At 67.5% G+C, this 17,746-nt stretch carries 13 protein-coding genes; 9 read left to right on the top strand and 4 right to left on the bottom strand.

The window, feature by feature from the left end; all coding sequences use genetic code 11:
* The first annotated feature begins 2 nt into the window (after positions 1-2).
* Positions 3-1,928, top strand: a complete 1,926-nt coding sequence (locus tag AC1DP9_RS17440; RefSeq protein WP_477108035.1) for a pseudouridine synthase — start codon at positions 3-5, stop codon at positions 1,926-1,928.
* 50 nt (positions 1,929-1,978) lie between these two features.
* On the opposite strand, the gene def is transcribed toward AC1DP9_RS17440, so the two are convergent.
* From def to smc, 4 genes are read right to left on the bottom strand one after another with little or no spacing between them, the layout of a single operon-like run.
* Complete coding sequence (gene def / locus AC1DP9_RS17435; RefSeq protein ID WP_477108034.1) at positions 1,979-2,512, bottom strand: peptide deformylase; 534 nt, start codon at positions 2,510-2,512, stop codon at positions 1,979-1,981.
* Positions 2,509-4,662: an NAD-dependent DNA ligase LigA gene (gene ligA, locus AC1DP9_RS17430; RefSeq protein ID WP_477108033.1), complete on the bottom strand. Its 2,154-nt coding sequence runs from the start codon at positions 4,660-4,662 to the stop codon at positions 2,509-2,511. Before ligA ends, def begins: the two co-directional genes overlap by 4 nt.
* An 11-nt stretch (positions 4,663-4,673) precedes the next feature.
* On the bottom strand, positions 4,674-6,035 hold the full coding sequence (locus AC1DP9_RS17425; RefSeq protein WP_092297595.1) for a cell division protein ZipA C-terminal FtsZ-binding domain-containing protein: 1,362 nt from the start codon (positions 6,033-6,035) through the stop codon (positions 4,674-4,676).
* 1 nt (position 6,036) lies between these two features.
* Positions 6,037-9,552 (bottom strand): chromosome segregation protein SMC, encoded by a 3,516-nt coding sequence (gene smc, locus AC1DP9_RS17420; protein WP_477108032.1) that lies wholly within the window; start codon positions 9,550-9,552, stop codon positions 6,037-6,039.
* Between the two features lie 450 nt (positions 9,553-10,002).
* On the opposite strand from smc, the gene AC1DP9_RS17415 reads away from it, so the two are divergent.
* From AC1DP9_RS17415 to AC1DP9_RS17380, 8 genes are all read left to right on the top strand, one after another.
* Complete coding sequence (locus tag AC1DP9_RS17415) at positions 10,003-10,842, top strand: ferritin-like domain-containing protein (RefSeq protein ID WP_092297588.1); 840 nt, start codon at positions 10,003-10,005, stop codon at positions 10,840-10,842.
* Between the two features lie 75 nt (positions 10,843-10,917).
* Entirely contained in the window at positions 10,918-12,123 is a 1,206-nt protein-coding gene (gene dapC, locus AC1DP9_RS17410) for a succinyldiaminopimelate transaminase (RefSeq protein ID WP_477108031.1), read from the top strand.
* A gap of 68 nt (positions 12,124-12,191) precedes the next feature.
* Complete coding sequence (gene dapD, locus AC1DP9_RS17405; RefSeq protein ID WP_092297582.1) at positions 12,192-13,019, top strand: 2,3,4,5-tetrahydropyridine-2,6-dicarboxylate N-succinyltransferase; 828 nt, start codon at positions 12,192-12,194, stop codon at positions 13,017-13,019.
* 93 nt (positions 13,020-13,112) lie between these two features.
* Positions 13,113-13,472: a hypothetical protein gene (locus tag AC1DP9_RS17400; protein ID WP_255370906.1), complete on the top strand. Its 360-nt coding sequence runs from the start codon at positions 13,113-13,115 to the stop codon at positions 13,470-13,472.
* Positions 13,473-13,477: 5 nt separating this feature from the next.
* Positions 13,478-13,825, top strand: a complete 348-nt coding sequence (locus tag AC1DP9_RS17395) for an arsenate reductase (RefSeq protein ID WP_477108030.1) — start codon at positions 13,478-13,480, stop codon at positions 13,823-13,825.
* A gap of 22 nt (positions 13,826-13,847) precedes the next feature.
* Positions 13,848-14,999: a succinyl-diaminopimelate desuccinylase gene (gene dapE, locus AC1DP9_RS17390; RefSeq protein ID WP_477108029.1), complete on the top strand. Its 1,152-nt coding sequence runs from the start codon at positions 13,848-13,850 to the stop codon at positions 14,997-14,999.
* Between the two features lie 60 nt (positions 15,000-15,059).
* A complete protein-coding gene (gene prmB / locus AC1DP9_RS17385) occupies positions 15,060-15,950 on the top strand; it encodes a 50S ribosomal protein L3 N(5)-glutamine methyltransferase (protein ID WP_477108028.1) in 891 nt (296 codons plus the stop codon).
* Between the two features lie 281 nt (positions 15,951-16,231).
* Positions 16,232-17,683 (top strand): Fic family protein, encoded by a 1,452-nt coding sequence (locus tag AC1DP9_RS17380; RefSeq protein ID WP_255370905.1) that lies wholly within the window; start codon positions 16,232-16,234, stop codon positions 17,681-17,683.
* Positions 17,684-17,746: the final 63 nt, after the last annotated feature.

The following is a 17,746-nucleotide window of genomic DNA, read 5'->3' as shown; positions in this document are numbered from 1 at the left end:
ATATGACAGACAGCAAAACGCCCGGCCGCAAGACGCTGGGCATCAAGACCGCCACGTCCACCTCGGACGCGCCGCGCAAGCCCACGCGCCCGGTGCGCGTCTCCGACCTGAACCGCAAGCGCGTGCAGGACGTGGTGACGGGCATCAAGGAGGCGCGGGAACGCGCGGGCGAGCGCAACAAGCGCAAGGCCGCTCCCGCCGAGGGCGCCGCCCGGCCTGATCGGGCGGATCGTGGAGAGCGCCCGGCGCGCCCTGCCCGTCCGCGCCCCGAGGGGGATCGGCCGCCGCGCCGCTATGGCGACGACGAGCGCCGCCCGCCGCAGCGTGGTTTCAGCGGCGATGACCGCCGTCCGCCCCAGCGTGGCGCCGGTGGCGACGACCGTCCGCCCCGCCCCCGTCGTTTTGGTGACGACGAAGCCCGTCCGCCGCGCCGCTATGGCGATGACGAACGCCGCCCGCCGCAACGTGGCTTCGGCGGCGATGATCGCCGTCCGCCCCAGCGCAGCTTCGGGAACGATGATCGCGGTGCGCCGCGTCCCCGCCGTTTCGGCGATGACGAGGCCCGCCCGCCGCGCCGTTATGGTGATGACGAGCGCCGCCCTCCGCAACGTGGCTTCGGCGGCGAAGATCGCCGTCCCCCGCAACGTGGCTTCGGCGGCGACGACCGCCGCCCGCCCCAGCGCAGCTTCGGCAACGATGATCGCGGCGCGCCGCGTCCGCGCCGTTTCGGTGACGATGAAGCCCGCCCGCCGCGCCGGTATGGCGATGACGAGCGCCGCCCGCCGCAGGGTGGTTCCAGCGGCGATGACCGCCGCCCCCCGCAACGCGGCTTCAGCGGCGACGACCGCCGTCCCCCGCAGCGTGGTTTCAGCGGCGACGACCGCCGTCCGCCCCAGCGCAGCTTCGGCAATGACGACCGCGGCGCGCCGCGTCCGCGCCGTTTCGGTGAGGACGAAGCCCGCCCGCCGCGCCGTTATGGCGATGACGAGCGCCGTCCGCCGCAGCGTCGTGCCGATGGCGATGACGCGCGCCGTCCTGCCGCGCCGACCCGTCGCTTCAGCGACACCGCCGATCGTGCGCGTCCGGTGCGACCCGAGCGTCCGGCGCCCCGCGCCGAGGCGCGCGAGCCGGTCCGGCAGCAGGCGGAGGCCAACGACGACGGTCTCATCCGCCTGTCCAAGCGGATGTCGGAGCTGGGCCTCTGCTCGCGCCGCGAGGCCGACGAGTGGATTCCGCGTGGCTGGGTGCACGTGGACGGCAAGGCCGTGACCGAACTGGGTTCGCGCGTCCGCCCCGACGCCGAGATCGAGATCCTGCAGGCCGCCCGCTCCGAACAGGGCGAGCGCGTGACCGTGCTGATCAACAAGCCTGTCGGCTATGTCTCAGGTCAGGCCGAAGACGGCTACGAGCCGGCCGCCGTGCTGTTCGCGCCCGAGAACCAGTGGGCCGAAGACCCCACCCGCAAGCGTTTCCAGCCGTGGCAGCGCAAGAACCTGGCCCCGGCTGGCCGTCTCGATATCGACTCCACCGGCCTGCTCGTGCTGACGCAGGACGGCCGCGTGGCACGCGCGCTGATCGGCGACGACTCGAATGTGGAGAAGGAATATCTGGTCCGCGTGGTCTGGGAATCGCCGGAAGGTCCGGTCGAGCGAGACATCAGCACCGTGTTCCCGGCCGAGGAGATCGAGCGGCTGCGCCACGGCCTGTCGCTCGACGGCGTGCCGCTGAAGCCCGCCAAGGTGAGCTGGCAGAACGAGGAGCAGCTGCGCTTCGTGTTGCGCGAAGGCCGCAAGCGCCAGATTCGCCGCATGTGCGAGCAGGTTGGCCTGCGCGTGGTGGGCCTGAAGCGCGTGCGCATGGGCCGCATCGTGCTGGGCGACCTGCCGCCGGGCCAGTGGCGCTTCCTGGGGGCGTTCGAGAAGTTCTGACGTCAGGTTGCGCCTCCCTCGCCGGCAAGCGGTGGGGGAGGCCAGCCGCCTCAATCGTCGTAGTTCGCCGGMAGCTCCGGGAACAGCACCTCGGTGAAGCCGAAGCGCGTGAAGTCCTTCACCCGCATCGGGTACAGCACGCCGATCAGGTGGTCGCACTCATGCTGCACCACGCGCGCATGGAAGCCATCGGCCACGCGCTCGATCGGGTTCCCCATCGGGTCGAATCCCGAATACTTCAGTCGGGCATGGCGCGGCACCACGCCACGCAGCCCTGGCACCGACAGGCACCCTTCCCAGCCCTCTTCCATCTCGTCGGAGAGCGGTTCCAGCACCGGATTGATCAGCACCGTCTTCGGCACCATCGGGGCGTCCGGATAGCGCGGGTTGCTGTCGAAGCCGAAGATCACCACCTGCAGGTCCACGCCAATCTGCGGCGCGGCCAGGCCGGCGCCGTTGGCGTGCGCCATCGTGTCGAACATATCGTCGATCAGCACGCGCAGCTCGGGCGTGTTGAACGCAGTCACGGGCCGCGCCACCTGCGTCAGGCGCGGATCTCCCATCTTCAAAATGTCACGGATCATTGCGCTTCCTCCGGTTGTGCGCCCGTGGCGTCGGCCAGTAGCGCCAACATGCCATCCTCGTCGATCACCGCCACGCCGAGCGCCTGCGCCTTTTCGAGCTTGCTGCCCGCCTCGGCGCCAGCCACCACGTAGTCGGTCTTCTTCGACACCGAGCCGGCCACCTTGGCGCCGGCCGCTTCCAGCCGCGCCTTGGCGTCCTCGCGCGAAAGCGTCGGCAGCGTGCCGGTCAGCACGAAGGTCTTGCCGGCCAGCGGCAGCGGCGCGCGGGCCGCAGGCTCGCTCTCCGGCCAGTGTACGCCGGCGGCGCGCAGCTGCTCGACCACCTCCACGTTGTGCGGCTCGCCCAGGAAGTTGGCGATCGACTGCGCCACCACCGGCCCGACGTCGTTGACGTCGAGCAGCGCAGCCTCGTCGGCCGCCAGCAGGTTGTCCAGCTTGCCAAAGTGCTTGGCGAGATCCTTGGCCGTGGCCTCGCCCACGTGGCGGATGCCCAGCGCGAAGATAAAGCGGTTCAGCGTGGTGCTGCGCGACTTGTCGATGGCGGCCACGAGGTTCGTCGCCGACTTGTCGGCCATCCGGTCCAGCGCGGCCAGCTTGGCTACGCCGAGCTTGAAGAGGTCCGCCGGGGTGCGGACGATGCCCAGGTCGACCAGTTGCTCCACCACCTTGTCGCCCAGGCCCTCGATGTCCATCGCACGGCGCTGGGCGAAGTGCAGCAGCGCCTGCTTGCGCTGCGCGGCGCAGATCAGGCCGCCGGTGCAACGGGCGATGGCCTCGTCCTCCAGCCGCTCCACGTGCGAGCCGCACACCGGGCAGGTGGTCGGCATGACGAACGCGCGCGCGTCAGCCGGGCGCCGTTCCAGCACCACGGCCACCACCTCGGGAATCACGTCGCCGGCTCGGCGCACGATCACCGTATCGCCGATATGCACATCCTTGCGACGGATCTCGTCCTCGTTGTGGAGCGTGGCGTTGGTCACGGTCACGCCGCCCACGAACACCGGCGCGAGCCGCGCCACGGGCGTGATGGCGCCCGTGCGGCCCACCTGCACCTCGATGTCCTCGACGGTCGTCGTCATCTCCTGCGCCGGGAACTTGTGCGCCAGCGCAAAGCGCGGCGCGCGCGAGACGAAGCCAAGCTGCTCCTGCTCGGCAATCGCGTTGACCTTGTAGACCACGCCGTCGATGTCGTACGGCAGCTGGTCGCGGCGCGCGCCAATATCGCGATAGAAGGCCAGCAGGCCCTGCGCGCCCTTCACCACCTGGCGCTCGGTGCAGACCGGCAGGCCCAGCCCGGCAAAGCCGTCGAGCATTACGCTGTGAGTGGCGGGCCGGTCCGCGCCCTGCAACTCGCCGATACCGTAGGCGAAGAAAGACAGCGGGCGCTTGGCCGTGATGCGCGGATCGAGCTGCCGCAGGCTGCCGGCGGCCGCGTTGCGCGGATTGACGAAGGTCTTCTCCCCGGCCTCGGCCTGGCGTGCGTTGAGTTTGTCGAACTCGGCGCGGTACATGAAGACCTCGCCGCGCACTTCCAGCACGGCCGGCGCCTTGCCGCGCAGCTTAAGCGGAATCGCCTTGATGGTTCGCACGTTGACGGTCACATCCTCGCCGGTCTCGCCGTCGCCGCGCGTGGCGGCCTGCACGAGCTTGCCGTCCTCATAGCGCAGCGACATGGCCAGACCGTCGAACTTCAGTTCGCAGGCGTATTCCACGGCCTGATCGGTCGCCTCGGCGGCGCTGAACAGGTCGTCAGCCGGCGCGGGCGCGGCGGCGGTCCGGCCCAGCCCCTGGGCGCAGCGGCGGTCGAAATTGAAGACGTCCTCGTCGGCGAAGCCGTTGTTCAGCGACAGCATCGGCACGCGATGCCGCACGGAGTCGAACGCGGACAGCGGCGCGCCGCCCACGCGCTGCGTGGGCGAATCGTCGGTCAGCAAGTCGGGATGCTCGGTCTCCAGCGCCTGGAGTTCGCTGAACAGCGCATCGTACTCGGCGTCCGGAATCGACGGATCATCGAGCACGTAATACTGGTAGGCGTGGCGATCGAGTTCATCGCGCAGCCATTGCACGCGCGCGGTGGCGGCAGCATCGGCCGGCAACGCGTCGGGGGGCGCGGAGGCCGGAGCCTGCGCGCCCTGAGTCTTGGCGGTCATGGCAGGCTTCCTTACAGGCTGAACAGGCGCTGGGCCGCCGATGAGCCGGCGGGCATGCCGCGCGCCTCAAGCTTCTCGTAGAGCTTTTCGAGCTGGGCGAAGATCGCCACGAACGAAGCCTCGGTCAGCGGCCGCATGTTGTCGTCCACGAGCTGGGCGCCCATGCGCTGGGCGAGGCTGTAGCCGTACTCGCACACGGTCTTGAACGGCTTGACGGCCTGCGCGGCCTGCGGCACGTCCAGCAGCAGCGTGATCTGGCGGCCGGCGTTGACGGTCAGGTCATCGCGCAGGAAGTTCGTGTCGCCGAACTGGAGCGTGAACAGCGGCTTCTGCACGCCATCGGCGCCCGGTTCATAGCGGATGAAGCGCGTGCCGTCGCGGGACAGCACCAGCCCGTCCTGCGTGGCCACGGTCTGCACATAGGCGGCCGACCACGGCGCACCATCGGAAATCACGTTCACGCCAAGCTGCACGTCGGCGCCGGCGGCAAAACCGTCCAACTCGCGGGCGTTGGCGACGGTCTCGGTCATGTCGGGGAGGTCTGCCGATGCATCGAGCGCCTCGGCCAGCGCCTCCACGGCATTGACGAATTCGGAGAACTCCAGCGCGTTCAGCGGGCCGCTGCGGTTGGCCAGCTGCACGGCGACCTGGATGTCCTCGTACTGGTGGCCGGCAGTCACCGGCTCCCAGGCGTTGGCTTCGGCACGCAGGCCCTCGATATGGACCTGCTTGGTCCCGGCGCGGCGCAGCCGGCCCGTCAGCGGCAGGATGCGGTCGCCAGACGCCTTGCGCTCAAGGTGCATCGGCACGATGCAGTCGATCAGCGGGTCGATCACGGCCTGGGCCGGCTGGCCGTCCATCGCAGCGGGGGCGGCCTCCGGGGCGGCGGGCTTCGGCGCGGGCGCCGCCACGGTGGCGGTTTGGGCCTGATCGCTGTCCTCGTCGGCTTGCTCATTCCGGCTGGCAGGCTGCGCCATGGCCGGCGATGCCGCCACGGCCACTTCGTCGGCGACGATCTCGTCCGCATCGGCCGAACCTGCGGCTGCATGCGCGGCGGCGGTGGCAGTGGCTACCTCGGCGTCGTGCTTCGACTCCTGCCGGGTGGCTGGCTTCACCTCAGGCCTGGCCATCTTGCCAGCCTCGCCCAGCGTGGGCTCGCGCCGGGCGATGTGCTCGGGCGGCAGCTCCTGCAGCTTGGCGGCCGTCTCGGGATGCACGGTCTTGCCCACCACCGGCTCGCGCATGGGCGGCAGGTCGTCTTCAGGCATCAGCGGCCGCACGCGGCGCGCCTTGTGGATCTGCCAGCGGTTGTACGCCACCAGCAACAGCAACAGGATGACACCGGCGATGATCAGAGCGTTTTGCAGTTCCATCTCAAGCGGCCTCCGCCATAGACACTGCTGCATCCATATCCACCGCCACGATCCGCGACACGCCTTGCTCCTGCATGGTCACGCCGATCAGCTGGTGGGCCATCTCCATCGCAATCTTGTTGTGAGAAATAAACACGAACTGGGTCTTGTCGGACATGTGCGCCACCATGTTGGCGTAGCGCTCGGTATTGGCATCGTCGAGCGGCGCGTCCACCTCGTCCAGCAGGCAGAACGGCGCCGGGTTGAGCTGGAACATCGCGAACACGAGCGCAATCGCGGTCAGCGCCTTCTCGCCGCCGGACAGCAGGTGAATCGTCGAGTTCTTCTTGCCCGGGGGCTGGGCCATCACCTGCACGCCGGCATCGAGGATTTCCTCGCCGGTCATGATCAGGCGCGCCTGGCCGCCACCGAACAGCTGCGGGAACAGCTCGCCGAAGTGATGGTTGACCTGGTCGAACGTGCCTTGCAGCAGCGCGCGCGTCTCCTGGTCGATCTTCGCAATGGCGTCCTCGAGCGTGTTGATGGCGTCGTTCAGGTCGGCCGACTGGGCATCGAGGAAGGTCTTGCGCTCGCGCGCGGCGGACAGTTCATCGAGCGCGGCCATGTTGACCGGGCCCAGCGCGTTGATCGCGTTGTTGATACGCGTGACCTCGCCTTGCAGGTAGGACGGCTTCAGGTCGCCGGTCAGCTTCTCGGCCAGCGCCACCTCGTCGACCTGCGCGGTCGTCAGTTGCTCGGTGAACTGCTCCTGGTTCAGGCGCGCAGCCTGCTCCTTGAGCTGCAACTCGGTGATGCGGTCGCGCAGCGGCTGCAGGCTGCGCTCGGCGGCCAGGCGCTGTTCGTCGAACTGGCGGAGCTGTGCGGACAGCGCATCCAGCTCGATGCGCGCCGCCGACAGCTTCTCTTCCTTCTCGGCGCGCACTTCCAGCGCCTCTTGCAGGCCGGTGTGGGCGGTCTGCTCGTTGATCGTCTCAAGCTCGACGCGTGCGTTTTCCAGCGATTCGGCGATCCGCTCGGACTGGTCCGCCGCCATCTGGATATTGCGGCGCAGTTCGTCGATGCGGCCGGACAGATTGCGCTCGGCGAACACCGCCTCCTGCGCGGCCCGTTCGAAATCGCGCAACTGCTGGCGCGCGCCGGTCAGTTTGCTGTCCATCGCCTCGAAGGCCATCTGGTGGTCTTCGTGGGCCGCCTGCATCTCGGCCAGCTGGGTGTCGTGCTGCTCGAAGGTCGCCTCGGACTCGGCGCGCACGGCGCGCTGTTCCTCGATCTGGGCCTCGATCTCCGACAGTTCCTCGCGGATCTGGCCGCTCCGGGCGGAGAATCGCTCCATCGCCTGCGACAGCTTGAGCACGTCCATCTGCAACGTGTGCACGCGCCGCGTGGCCTGCTCGGCACGGGTGCGGGCCTCGGCCAGCGCCTGACTGGCCTGGGTGTAGGCCGACTCCGCGCGCACGGCCTGGGTCTTGGCCTCGTCGGACAGCAGCATCTGCGCGCGCGCCTGCTTCTGCAGGTTTTCGATTTCCTGCTCGCGGGCCAGCATGCCGGCCTGCTCCGAATCGGCAGCGTAGATCTGGATCGCGTTGCGGCCCACCAGGTGACCTTCGGCGACGACAAACTGCGCGCCTTCGGGCAGCGTGCCGCGCCCGGCCAGCGCCTGTGCCATGTCGGTGGCGGTGTAGATGTCGGCCAGCCAGTCCTGCATGACCGCGCGGATGCCCGGCTCGGTGATCTGCACCAGCGACATCAGCGGACGCAGGCCGGCCGGCGCGTCCACGGGCCGCGCGGCGGACGGCGGCGAGTAGAACGCGAGCTTGGCGGGCGGGGCATCGGACAGGAAGGCCTTGACCCAGTCCAGGTTGGACACTTCCAGTGCGGCCAACTTCTCGCGCAGCACGGATTCGAGCGCGTTTTCCCAGCCCGGCTCGATATGAACCTTCTTCCACAGGCGCGGCAGCTCGGCCAGACCATGGCGCTCCAGCCACGGCTGGACCTTGCCTTCGGTCTGCACGTTTTCCTGCAGCTGGCGCAGCGCGGACAGGCGGGCTTCCAGCGCGGCGATGGCGGCGGCCTCGCTCTGCACGCGCTCCTGCGCGCTGCGGCGCTCGCCGTCCAGGCGCGGCACGCGGTCCTCGCTGTCCATCAGCAAGGCCTGGGCTTCCTCGAGCATCGCTTCCTGCTCGGCCAGTTCGCCGCGTTGTTCTTCCAGACGGGTCTCGTCGGGGCGGTCGAGCCCCTTGTCTTCCAGTGACAGGCGTTCCTTGCGCTGCTCCAGCTGCTGGAGCATCTGGTCGGCACTGCGCTGCTGGGCGGCCTCGAGCTTCAGCGTCTGCTCGGCCTGCATGATGCCGGCGCGCTGCTCGTTCAGCAGTTGCTGGGCATCGCGCCACTGGCCTTCCAGCGTCGGCAGTTCGTCGGACTTCTGCGCCACGGCGTCCTGCGCCTCGATGGTGCGGGCCTCGGACAGGGCGAGGTTTTCCTCGGCCTGGGCCAGTTCCTCGGTGGCCTGCTCCGCCTTGCCCTGCCATTGCTCGCGCTGGGTGGTCAGCGCGGCGATCTGCGCCTGCACGCGGTTGCGCGACTCCACCACATAGCGGATCTCGGCTTCGAGCTTGCTGACCTCGGAATTGGCTTCGTACAGCGCGCCCTGTGCGGCGTGCATGCCGTCCGACGCGGCGTAGTGCGCCGCGCGCATCGTCTCCAGCTCGGCTTCCACATGGCGTAGCTGGGCGGTCTGGGCTTCCAGGTCGATCTGGGCCTGCTCGATGGCGCGCGCATGGCGCTCCTGCTCGGCCTGGGCCTCGCGCTTGCGCAGCAGCCACAGCAGTTGCTGCTTTTCCTCGCCGTCGGCATGCAGCGTCTTGAAGCGCTGGGCCACCTCGGCCTGGCCTTCCAGCTTGTCGAGGTTGGCGCCGAGTTCGCGCAGGATGTCTTCCACGCGGGTCAGGTTCTCGCGCGTGTCGCCCAGGCGGTTTTCGGTCTCGCGGCGGCGTTCCTTGTACTTGGAGACGCCCGCGGCCTCTTCCAGGAAAATCCGCATGTCATCGGGCTTGGCCTCGATGATCCGCGAGATCATGCCCTGCCCGATGATGGCGTAGGCGCGCGGCCCGAGGCCGGTGCCCAGGAAGATGTCCTGGATGTCGCGCCGGCGCACCGGCTGGTTGTTGATGTAGTACGAGGAGGTGCCGTCGCGGGTCAGCACGCGCTTGACGGCCACTTCGGCGTACTGGCTCCACTGGCCGGCGGCGCGGCCTTCGGCGTTGTCGAACACCAGTTCCACGCTGGCGCGCCCGGCCTGCTTGCGCGCGGTGGAACCGTTGAAGATGACGTCCTGCATGGATTCGCCACGCAGTTCGGACGCGCGTGACTCACCCAGCACCCAACGCACGGCGTCGATGATGTTGGATTTGCCGCAGCCGTTGGGACCGACGATGCCGACCAGTTGGCCGGGCACTTGAAAATTGGTGGGATCGACGAAGGACTTGAAGCCCGCCAGCTTGATCGAGGACAGTCGCACGGTTGTCGTGTGGTTTGGGCGTTACGAATGTTGGAAAAGCCGGGCTGCCCCGGAGGCGCTCGACGCGACGTGACGTCTACGTCTCATGCGACCCGTTGGGGCCCGATAGATTGGCGGTAATCATACCATCGCGCACCGTTCGTCCGGCCGCTTTATCGCCCGATGGGCGGCGTTTCGGACCTCCCATCCCCGGCCCGGAAAATCCTTGCTTTTCCATGAGTTGCGTCTATTCATGCAAGCGGTTTCGAGGTGGCTGCTGCGTGACCGCAACACCGCGATGCGACGCCCACGCGGCAAATCCAAAAGAAACTTCCTAGGGTTAGTGCTAGTCTCTTGGAATGCTGGCGTGACCCCGGAGCCCCTCCGGCGCGAAGCGCCCTCCCCGCCGCTCGACCGTCATCCGGCCGTCACACGCCGCCTGCAGGTCGCGATTTGCCTGGAGATCTGTGCATGACCGTAAGCCAAGCGACCCCGGAACGGGACGACCTGCCCTGGTCCGTGTCCGACATCGACTACGCGTCCATCGACGTGGAAAAGGTGCGCGACAACCGTACGCTGTTCTACCTGCTCGTCGCCGCATCGTTTATCGAAAGCGGCTCCGACACCTACGCAGGCAACCTCGCCACCTACTACGCCCATGTGCCCGAGGCCGCCACGTGGCTCGCCCGGCACTGGGAATCCGAGGAGCTGCAGCACGGCTTCGCGCTGCGCCGCTACGTGGAGCATGTCTGGCCGGAATTCGACTGGCCGCGCGGCTACCAGCGGTTCTTCGACGAATACAGCAAGACCTGCTCGATCGACAATTTCGAGCGGTCGCACGCGCTGGAGATGGCCGCGCGCTGCGTGGTGGAAACCGGCACGGCCACCTACTACCGCGCGCTGGAGCAGGCCAGCGACGAGCCGGTGCTGCGCGACCTGACGCGCCGCATCGCCAACGACGAGGTACGCCACTACAAGCATTTCTTCCGCTATTTCAATGCCTTGAACGGGCAGGAGCGGATTGGGCGCGCCCGGGTGCTGGGCGCGCTGGCGCGGCGTTTGCTCGAAATCAAGAACGAGGATGCCGAGATCGCGCTGCGCAACGTACTGCGGGTGGAGCGCAATCAGGAAGACGTACCGGAGCGCGACGTGCGCGCGCTGAACTCCCAGTGCAGCGCCGTGGTGCGCCGGAACCTGCCGCTCGAGATGACGGTGAAGATGCTGTTGCGTCCGCTGCACCTGAACGCGGCGCTGGAGCGGTTCATCCGCCGGCCGCTGGTGGCCACGGTGTCGCGAGTGATGCTTTATTAAGCGAAGCCGGCACGCGGGGCGGCGGCGGCATTCCTTTATAATGCCAGGTTTCAACCGCCCCGCCTGCCTGCCACCGTGAATCCGCGCCTCGACCTGCTCCAGACCTATCCCTTCGAGAAACTGCGCGTGCTGGTGGCGGACGTCAAACCCGCCGACAAGCCAGCCATCAGCTTCGGCATTGGCGAGCCCAAGCATCCGACCCCCGAATTCATCAAGCAGGCGATGACCGCGTCGCTGGCCGGACTGGCCAGCTACCCGAGCACCGCCGGCACCGACGCGCTGCGCCAGGGCATCGCCGGCTGGCTGGAACGCCGCTACGGCCTGCCGAAAGTGGACGCCGCCACGGAAGTCCTGCCCGTGACCGGCTCGCGCGAGGCGCTGTTCGCCTTCGCCCAGACCGTGGTGGACGCCAGCCGCCCCAACCCGCTGGTGCTATGCCCGAACCCGTTCTACCAGATCTACGAAGGCGCCACGCTGCTGGCTGGCGCCAAGCCGGTATTCGCCAACAGCGACCCGGCACGCAACTTTGCGCCCGCGTTCGACCAGATCGGCGCCGAGACCTGGCAAGACGTCCAGTTGCTGTACGTCTGCTCGCCGGGCAATCCCACCGGGGCCGTGATGTCGCTGGCGGACTGGAAGCAACTGTTCGAATTGTCCGATCGCCACGGCTTCGTGATCGCCTCGGATGAATGCTATTCCGAGATCTATTTCGACGAAGCCAACCCGCCGCTGGGCGCGCTGGAAGCCGCCCACAAGCTGGGCCGCGGCTTCGAGCGACTGGTGATGTTCTCGAGCCTCTCCAAGCGCTCGAACGTGCCGGGCCTGCGCTCGGGCTTCGTGGCCGGCGACCCGGCAATTCTCAAGAAATTCCTGCTATACCGTACCTACCACGGCGCGGCCATGAACCCTGCCGTGCAGGCCGCCAGCGTGGCCGCGTGGAACGACGAGGCCCATGTGCGCGAGAACCGCGCGGCCTACGTGAAGAAGTTCAGCGCCGTGACGCCGATGCTGGCCGAAGTGCTCGATGTGACACTTCCCGATGCCGCCTTCTATCTCTGGGCCGATGTCTCGCGCACCGGGCTGTCCGATACCGACTTCGCCGTGCGCCTGCTGGCCGAGCAGAACGTGGCCGTGCTGCCCGGCAGCTACCTCGCGCGCGACGCCCATCGCGTGAACCCGGGCAAGAACCGCGTGCGAATGGCCCTGGTGGCCACGCCGGACGAATGCGTGGAAGGCGCGCGCCGGATCGTCGAATTTTGCAAGTCGCTGGGCGGGCACTGATCCCGCTCCGGCGGACCAACGCTTTTGCCTGAACAATTACCTGAACAATCACCACTAAAGAAACGACCATGACGCAAGCACTGCAAGCCCTGATCGACCAGGCCTGGGAAGACCGCGCCAGCCTGTCGCCCAAGTCCGCCCCGAACGACATCCGCGAGGCGGTGGCCAACGTGATCTCCCAGCTCGACGCCGGCGCCCTGCGCGTGGCCGAAAAGCAAGGCAAGGAATGGGTCGTCAACCAGTGGATCAAGAAGGCCGTGCTGCTCTCGTTCCGCCTGGAAGACAACGCGCCGATGGCCGCTGGCGGCTTCGCGCAGTTCTACGACAAGGTGCCGACCAAGTTCGCCAACTGGACCGGCGACGATTTCGCCCGCGCCGGTTTCCGCGTGGTGCCGCCCGCCGTGGCCCGCCGTGGTTCGTTCATCGCCAAGAACGCCGTGCTGATGCCGTCGTACGTGAACATCGGCGCCTATGTGGATGAAGGCACGATGGTAGATACCTGGGCCACCGTGGGTTCGTGCGCGCAGATCGGCAAGAACGTCCACCTGTCGGGCGGCGTGGGCATCGGCGGCGTGCTGGAGCCGCTGCAGGCCAACCCGGTGATCATCGAGGACAACTGCTTCATCGGCGCGCGCTCGGAAGTGGTGGAAGGCGTGATCGTGGAAGAGAACTCGGTGATCTCGATGGGCGTGTACCTGGGCCAGTCGACCAAGATCTATGACCGCGAAACCGGCGAGATCCACTATGGCCGCGTCCCGGCCGGTTCGGTCGTGGTGGCCGGCAACCTGCCGTCCAAGGATGGCAAGTACAGCCTGTACTGCGCCGTGATCGTGAAGAAGGTGGACGCGCAAACCCGCGCCAAGACCAGCCTGAACGACCTGCTGCGCGGCGACTGATCCGCACAAGCCGCCGCAGCGCCGCCGGCCATCCTCGTCGAGGATGGCCGGCGGCGAACCGATTCGCCCATGCCCTCCCTCCGCAAGCGACTCATGGCCCTAGACCCCGCCACTGTCAGCACCGTGCTCTCCCTGCTCCCTACCATCCTCGACCAGGCCAACAAGACCATCGAGAAGATCAAGAAGGGCCGCCGCAAGGACGAGCCGGACATCGGCGGCACGCTGGAGCCGCGCGACCCCGCCGCCCGCATCGCCGAACTGGAAATGGCGGCCATGCAGCAGGCCGAGGCCGTGAAGCTGCTGGCCGAGCAGCACGCCATCACCATCGAGGCGCTGCGCAAGGAAGCCGCCCGGCTGGACCGCCGCCTGCGGCTGATGACCGCCGTGGCCATGACCGGTGTGGCGCTGGGCCTGGGCGGGCTGGTCATCGCTCTCAACCTGCTGTTCCGATAATCACCATGACTGTCCTGCTCTACGGCATTCCGAACTGCGACACCGTCAAGAAGGCACGCACCTGGCTCGACACGAACGGCGTGACGTATACGTTCCACGACTTCAAGAAGCAAGGCGTGGACGAAACGCTGCTGCGCGCCTGGCTCAAGCACGTGCCGCTGGCCACGCTGCTGAACAAGAAGGGCACCACCTACCGCGCGCTGTCCGACGCGGACAAGGCGAGTGCCGAGTCCGAAACCGGCGCCATCGCGCTGATGCAAACCAGCCCGTCCCTGATCAAGCGGCCCGTGCTGGACCGCAACGGCCAGGTCAGCGTGGGTTTTTCCGCCGACGGCTACGCCGCACTTTTCTGAATTTTCCTGCCGCCACCGCAACATGAACCCCACCCTCGCCCTGACCGAAGACCTGATCCGCCGCCGCTCCGTCACGCCCGCTGACGAAGGCTGCCAGGCCGTGCTGGAATCCCGCCTGAAGGCCCTCGGCTTCGTGTGCGAAAACCTCGTCAGCGGCCCCGACGACTTCCGCGTGACGAACCTGTGGGCGGTGAAGCGCGGCACGGCGGGCACGGCGGGCAAGCTGCTGGCCTTCGCCGGCCATACCGACGTGGTGCCCACCGGCCCGGTGGACCAGTGGCAATCGGACCCGTTCCAGCCCACCCACCGCGACGGCAAGCTCTACGGCCGGGGCGCGGCGGACATGAAGACCTCCATCGCCGGCTTCGTGGTCGCCGTGGAGGAATTCGTGGCCAAGCACCCGGCCCACGCCGGCTCCATCGCCTTCCTGATCACCAGCGACGAGGAAGGCCCGGCGCACGACGGCACCGTGAAGGTGGTGGAGGCCCTCAAGGCGCGCGGCGAGCGGCTGGACTACTGCGTGATCGGCGAGCCGACTTCGGTGGACACCCTCGGCGACATGGTCAAGAACGGCCGGCGCGGCTCGCTGTCCGGCAAGCTGACGGTCAAGGGCGTGCAGGGGCATATCGCCTATCCGCACCTGGCCCGCAACCCGATCCACCTGGCCGCGCCGGCGCTGACCACGCTGGTGGGTGAGACCTGGGACCAGGGCAACGAGTACTTCCCGCCCACCACGTGGCAGATGTCGAACATCCATGGCGGTACGGGCGCGACCAACGTGATTCCGGGCCACGTGACCATCGACTTCAATTTCCGCTTCTCGACGGCCAGCACGCCGGACGGCCTGAAGGCCCGCGTGCATGCCATCCTCGACCAGCACGGCCTTGAGTACACGCTCGACTGGACGCTGGGCGGCGAACCGTTCCTGACCCCGCGCGGCGACCTGTCCGACGCGTTGAGCGCCGCCATCGCGGCCGAGATGGGCGTCAAGACCGAGCTGTCGACGACTGGCGGCACCTCCGATGGGCGTTTCATCGCCAAGATCTGCCCGCAGGTGATCGAGTTCGGCCCGCCTAACGCGAGCATCCACAAGATCGACGAGCATGTGGAAGTGCGCTTCATCGAGCCGCTAAAGAATGTCTACCGCGGCGTGCTGGAACGGCTGATCGCCTGACCGGCAGCGACGACGGGGGCCCTGGCGGCCCCTTTTCTTATCCTTATTGTGGTGTCTCCCATGGCCTCTTCCCCCCTGCAAACCGTCCGCGACCTGCTGCGCCTGGCGGTCTCGCGCTTCACCGCCGCCAAGCTGTCCTTCGGCCACGGCAGCGCCAATGCCTACGATGAAGCGGCCTACCTGGTGCTGCATACGCTGAACCTGCCGCTCGACACGCTCGACCCGTTCCTGGACGCGCGCCTGCTGCCCGAAGAGGTGCAAGCCGTGCTCGACGTGATCGAGCGCCGCGTGACCGAGCGCGTGCCGGCCGCCTACATCACGCACGAGGCGTTCATGCACGGCCTGCGCTTCTACGTGGACTCCCGCGTGATCGTGCCGCGCAGCTTCATCGGCGAATTGCTCCAGGAAGGCCTGGAGCCGTGGCTGGGCGAGACCGACGGCATTACCACCGCGCTGGAACTCTGCACCGGGTCGGGCTGCCTGCCGATCATCGCCGCGCACGTCTGGCCGAACGCCCGGATCGACGCCGTGGACATCTCCCCCGATGCCCTGGCCGTGGCGCGCCGCAACGTGGCCGACTACAAGATGGGCGAGCGCATCGCGCTGTATGAAGGGGATCTGTACGCGCCGCTGCCGTCTGGCGCCACCTACGATGTCATCCTGACCAATCCGCCGTACGTCAACGAGCAGTCGATGCGCGACCTGCCGCCGGAGTACCTGGCCGAACCGCGCATCGCGCTGGCCGGGGGCGACGATGGCATGGAGATCGTGCGTCGGATCATCGCCGGCGCGAAGAAGCGGCTCAATCCGGGTGGCGTGCTGGTGGTGGAGATCGGCAACGAGCAGACCAACGTCGAGACGGCCTTCCCCAACCTGGACATCATCTGGCTGCCGGTCAGCGCTGGCGACGAACAGGTGTTCTTGGTGACTTACGACGCACTTCCTGACTGAAATCCCACCTCGCCCTAAAATTTTGTGCGGAAAATCGGCCGAAATATAAATTCGGTTCGTTCAGCGCGAATTTGGTGGGCGGCGGGGCCGCGAAACGACGGTTTTTCTACGTTTTCCCCGGTCTCCCTAAAAAAAAGTAGACAACCTGGCCTCCAAATATAAAATTTGTGCGTTTAGCGCGAATTTTGTTGGGTCTTATTGATCACATTGGAGGGAATGGCGTGCATCACATGCGGCAGGTTGGCTATGCGTGGGTCCGGAACCACCTCACGTCACCCTTGGTGCCCGTGACCCGCGAGGCACGCTCGGGCGCCACGACGCGCATCCTGGAGATGCCCGACGCCATCCTGTTCCCGCGCAAGGTGGCGCCGTCCGATGACGCCCCACTCCTCGCCCATACGCTCTTCGCCATCAAGCACGAGGGCGTGAACCTCGCCATCCTGTCCCAGGCGCTGCCCCAGGTGCCGCAGGCGGAAATGCAGGCCGAACTGGACCTGCACCCCACCAGCCGCTTCGGGCGCATCGCGGCCATGCTGTGGGAGCACTTCACCGGCCAGACGCTCACGCCCACCCTCTCCGACAAGGTTCCCTACGTCAATCTGTTCGACCCGGCGCGCTACTACACCGCCGCGCCGGGCAAGCTCCATCCGCGCTGGCGCGTGCGCTTCAACGGGCTGGGCGAGTTGGACTACTGCGTCACCGTGCGCCGCACCGAGACCATCCAGTCGATTCTCGACATGGACGTCTTCGGGCGCATGGACGCCTTTATCGCCTCGGTCGGCCCGGACATCCTGGACCGCGCGCTGCACTGGGCCTACCTGAGCGAGACCGACAGTTCGTTCGAGATCGAACGGGAGAGCGCCACGCAGGACAAGTCCGAGCGCTTCGTTCAGCTGCTGCGCCACGCGCATGAAAAGCGGCCGTTGAGCGAGGAGTACCTGACCGAACTCCAGAACGATGTCATCTCCAACCCGTTCGACCAGGCGATGCAGTACCGCACCGAGCAGAACTGGCTGCGCCGGGGCGGCAACGGGCCGGCGTCCGTCACCTACGTGCCGCCGGTGCCGGATGACGTGCCCGGCCTGATGCAGGCGCTGGAAGACTTCGCCAACGATCCGCCGGCCAACGTGGACCCGCTGATCGTGGCGAGCGTGGTGTCGTTCTGGTTCGTCTTCATCCACCCGTTCATGGACGGCAACGGGCGGCTCTCGCGCTTCCTGATCCACCACGCGCTGTGCCGCTCGGGCAAGATGGCCAAAGGCTTCCTGCTGCCGGTCTCGGTGGCCATCAAGCGGCATGAAGCCGACTACCTCGCCGCGCTGGAGAGCTTCTCCAAGCCGGTGCGCGCGCTCTGGCGGGTGCGGGTGCTGGGCGATCAACAATTCGATTGCGAGACCAGCGCCGGGGCCACGCCCTATCGCTACTGGGATGCCACGTCGTGCGTGGAATTCGGCGTGCGCATGGTCCGGGAGGCCCTGGAGCACGACCTGGAGGCCGAAACGCGCTTCCTGATCGGCTATGACGAAGTGGCCAAGCGTGTGGATGCACAGTTCGACATCCGCAACGCGGACCTCGCCACGCTGGTTTCGAGCTGCTTCCGCGAGAAAGGCCGCGTTTCCAACCGCTGGCGCAAGCAACTGGCCCTGCGCGTGCAGCCGGCCGCGTTCGACGCCATCGAGGCCGCCGTCAAGGACGTGTTCTTTTCGGACGAGTCCGATCCAGTCGCACCATGAAAAACGGGCACGCCGACGTGCCCGTTGCCCTGCTGTTTACTAATTAGCTGTTTACTAATTAGC

It is taken from the genome of Cupriavidus sp. 01L43 (genome assembly GCF_056399925.1).
Note: the sequence above shows the minus strand (reverse complement) of the source record. Positions and strands in the feature narration are given on the sequence as shown.

What these genes read in the sequence shown, in the direction of transcription:
- dapD (WP_092297582.1), top strand. Translation starts at nt 12,192, where the DNA reads ATGACGCAAGCACTGCAAGCCCTGATCGACCAGGCCTGGGAAGACCGC.
- AC1DP9_RS17395 (WP_477108030.1), top strand. Translation starts at nt 13,478, where the DNA reads ATGACTGTCCTGCTCTACGGCATTCCGAACTGCGACACCGTCAAGAAG.
- AC1DP9_RS17425 (WP_092297595.1), bottom strand. Translation starts at nt 6,035, where the DNA reads ATGGAACTGCAAAACGCTCTGATCATCGCCGGTGTCATCCTGTTGCTG.
- AC1DP9_RS17400 (WP_255370906.1), top strand. Translation starts at nt 13,113, where the DNA reads ATGGCCCTAGACCCCGCCACTGTCAGCACCGTGCTCTCCCTGCTCCCT.
- ligA (WP_477108033.1), bottom strand. Translation starts at nt 4,662, where the DNA reads ATGACCGCCAAGACTCAGGGCGCGCAGGCTCCGGCCTCCGCGCCCCCC.
- AC1DP9_RS17440 (WP_477108035.1), top strand. Translation starts at nt 3, where the DNA reads ATGACAGACAGCAAAACGCCCGGCCGCAAGACGCTGGGCATCAAGACC.
- dapE (WP_477108029.1), top strand. Translation starts at nt 13,848, where the DNA reads ATGAACCCCACCCTCGCCCTGACCGAAGACCTGATCCGCCGCCGCTCC.
- AC1DP9_RS17415 (WP_092297588.1), top strand. Translation starts at nt 10,003, where the DNA reads ATGACCGTAAGCCAAGCGACCCCGGAACGGGACGACCTGCCCTGGTCC.
- prmB (WP_477108028.1), top strand. Translation starts at nt 15,060, where the DNA reads ATGGCCTCTTCCCCCCTGCAAACCGTCCGCGACCTGCTGCGCCTGGCG.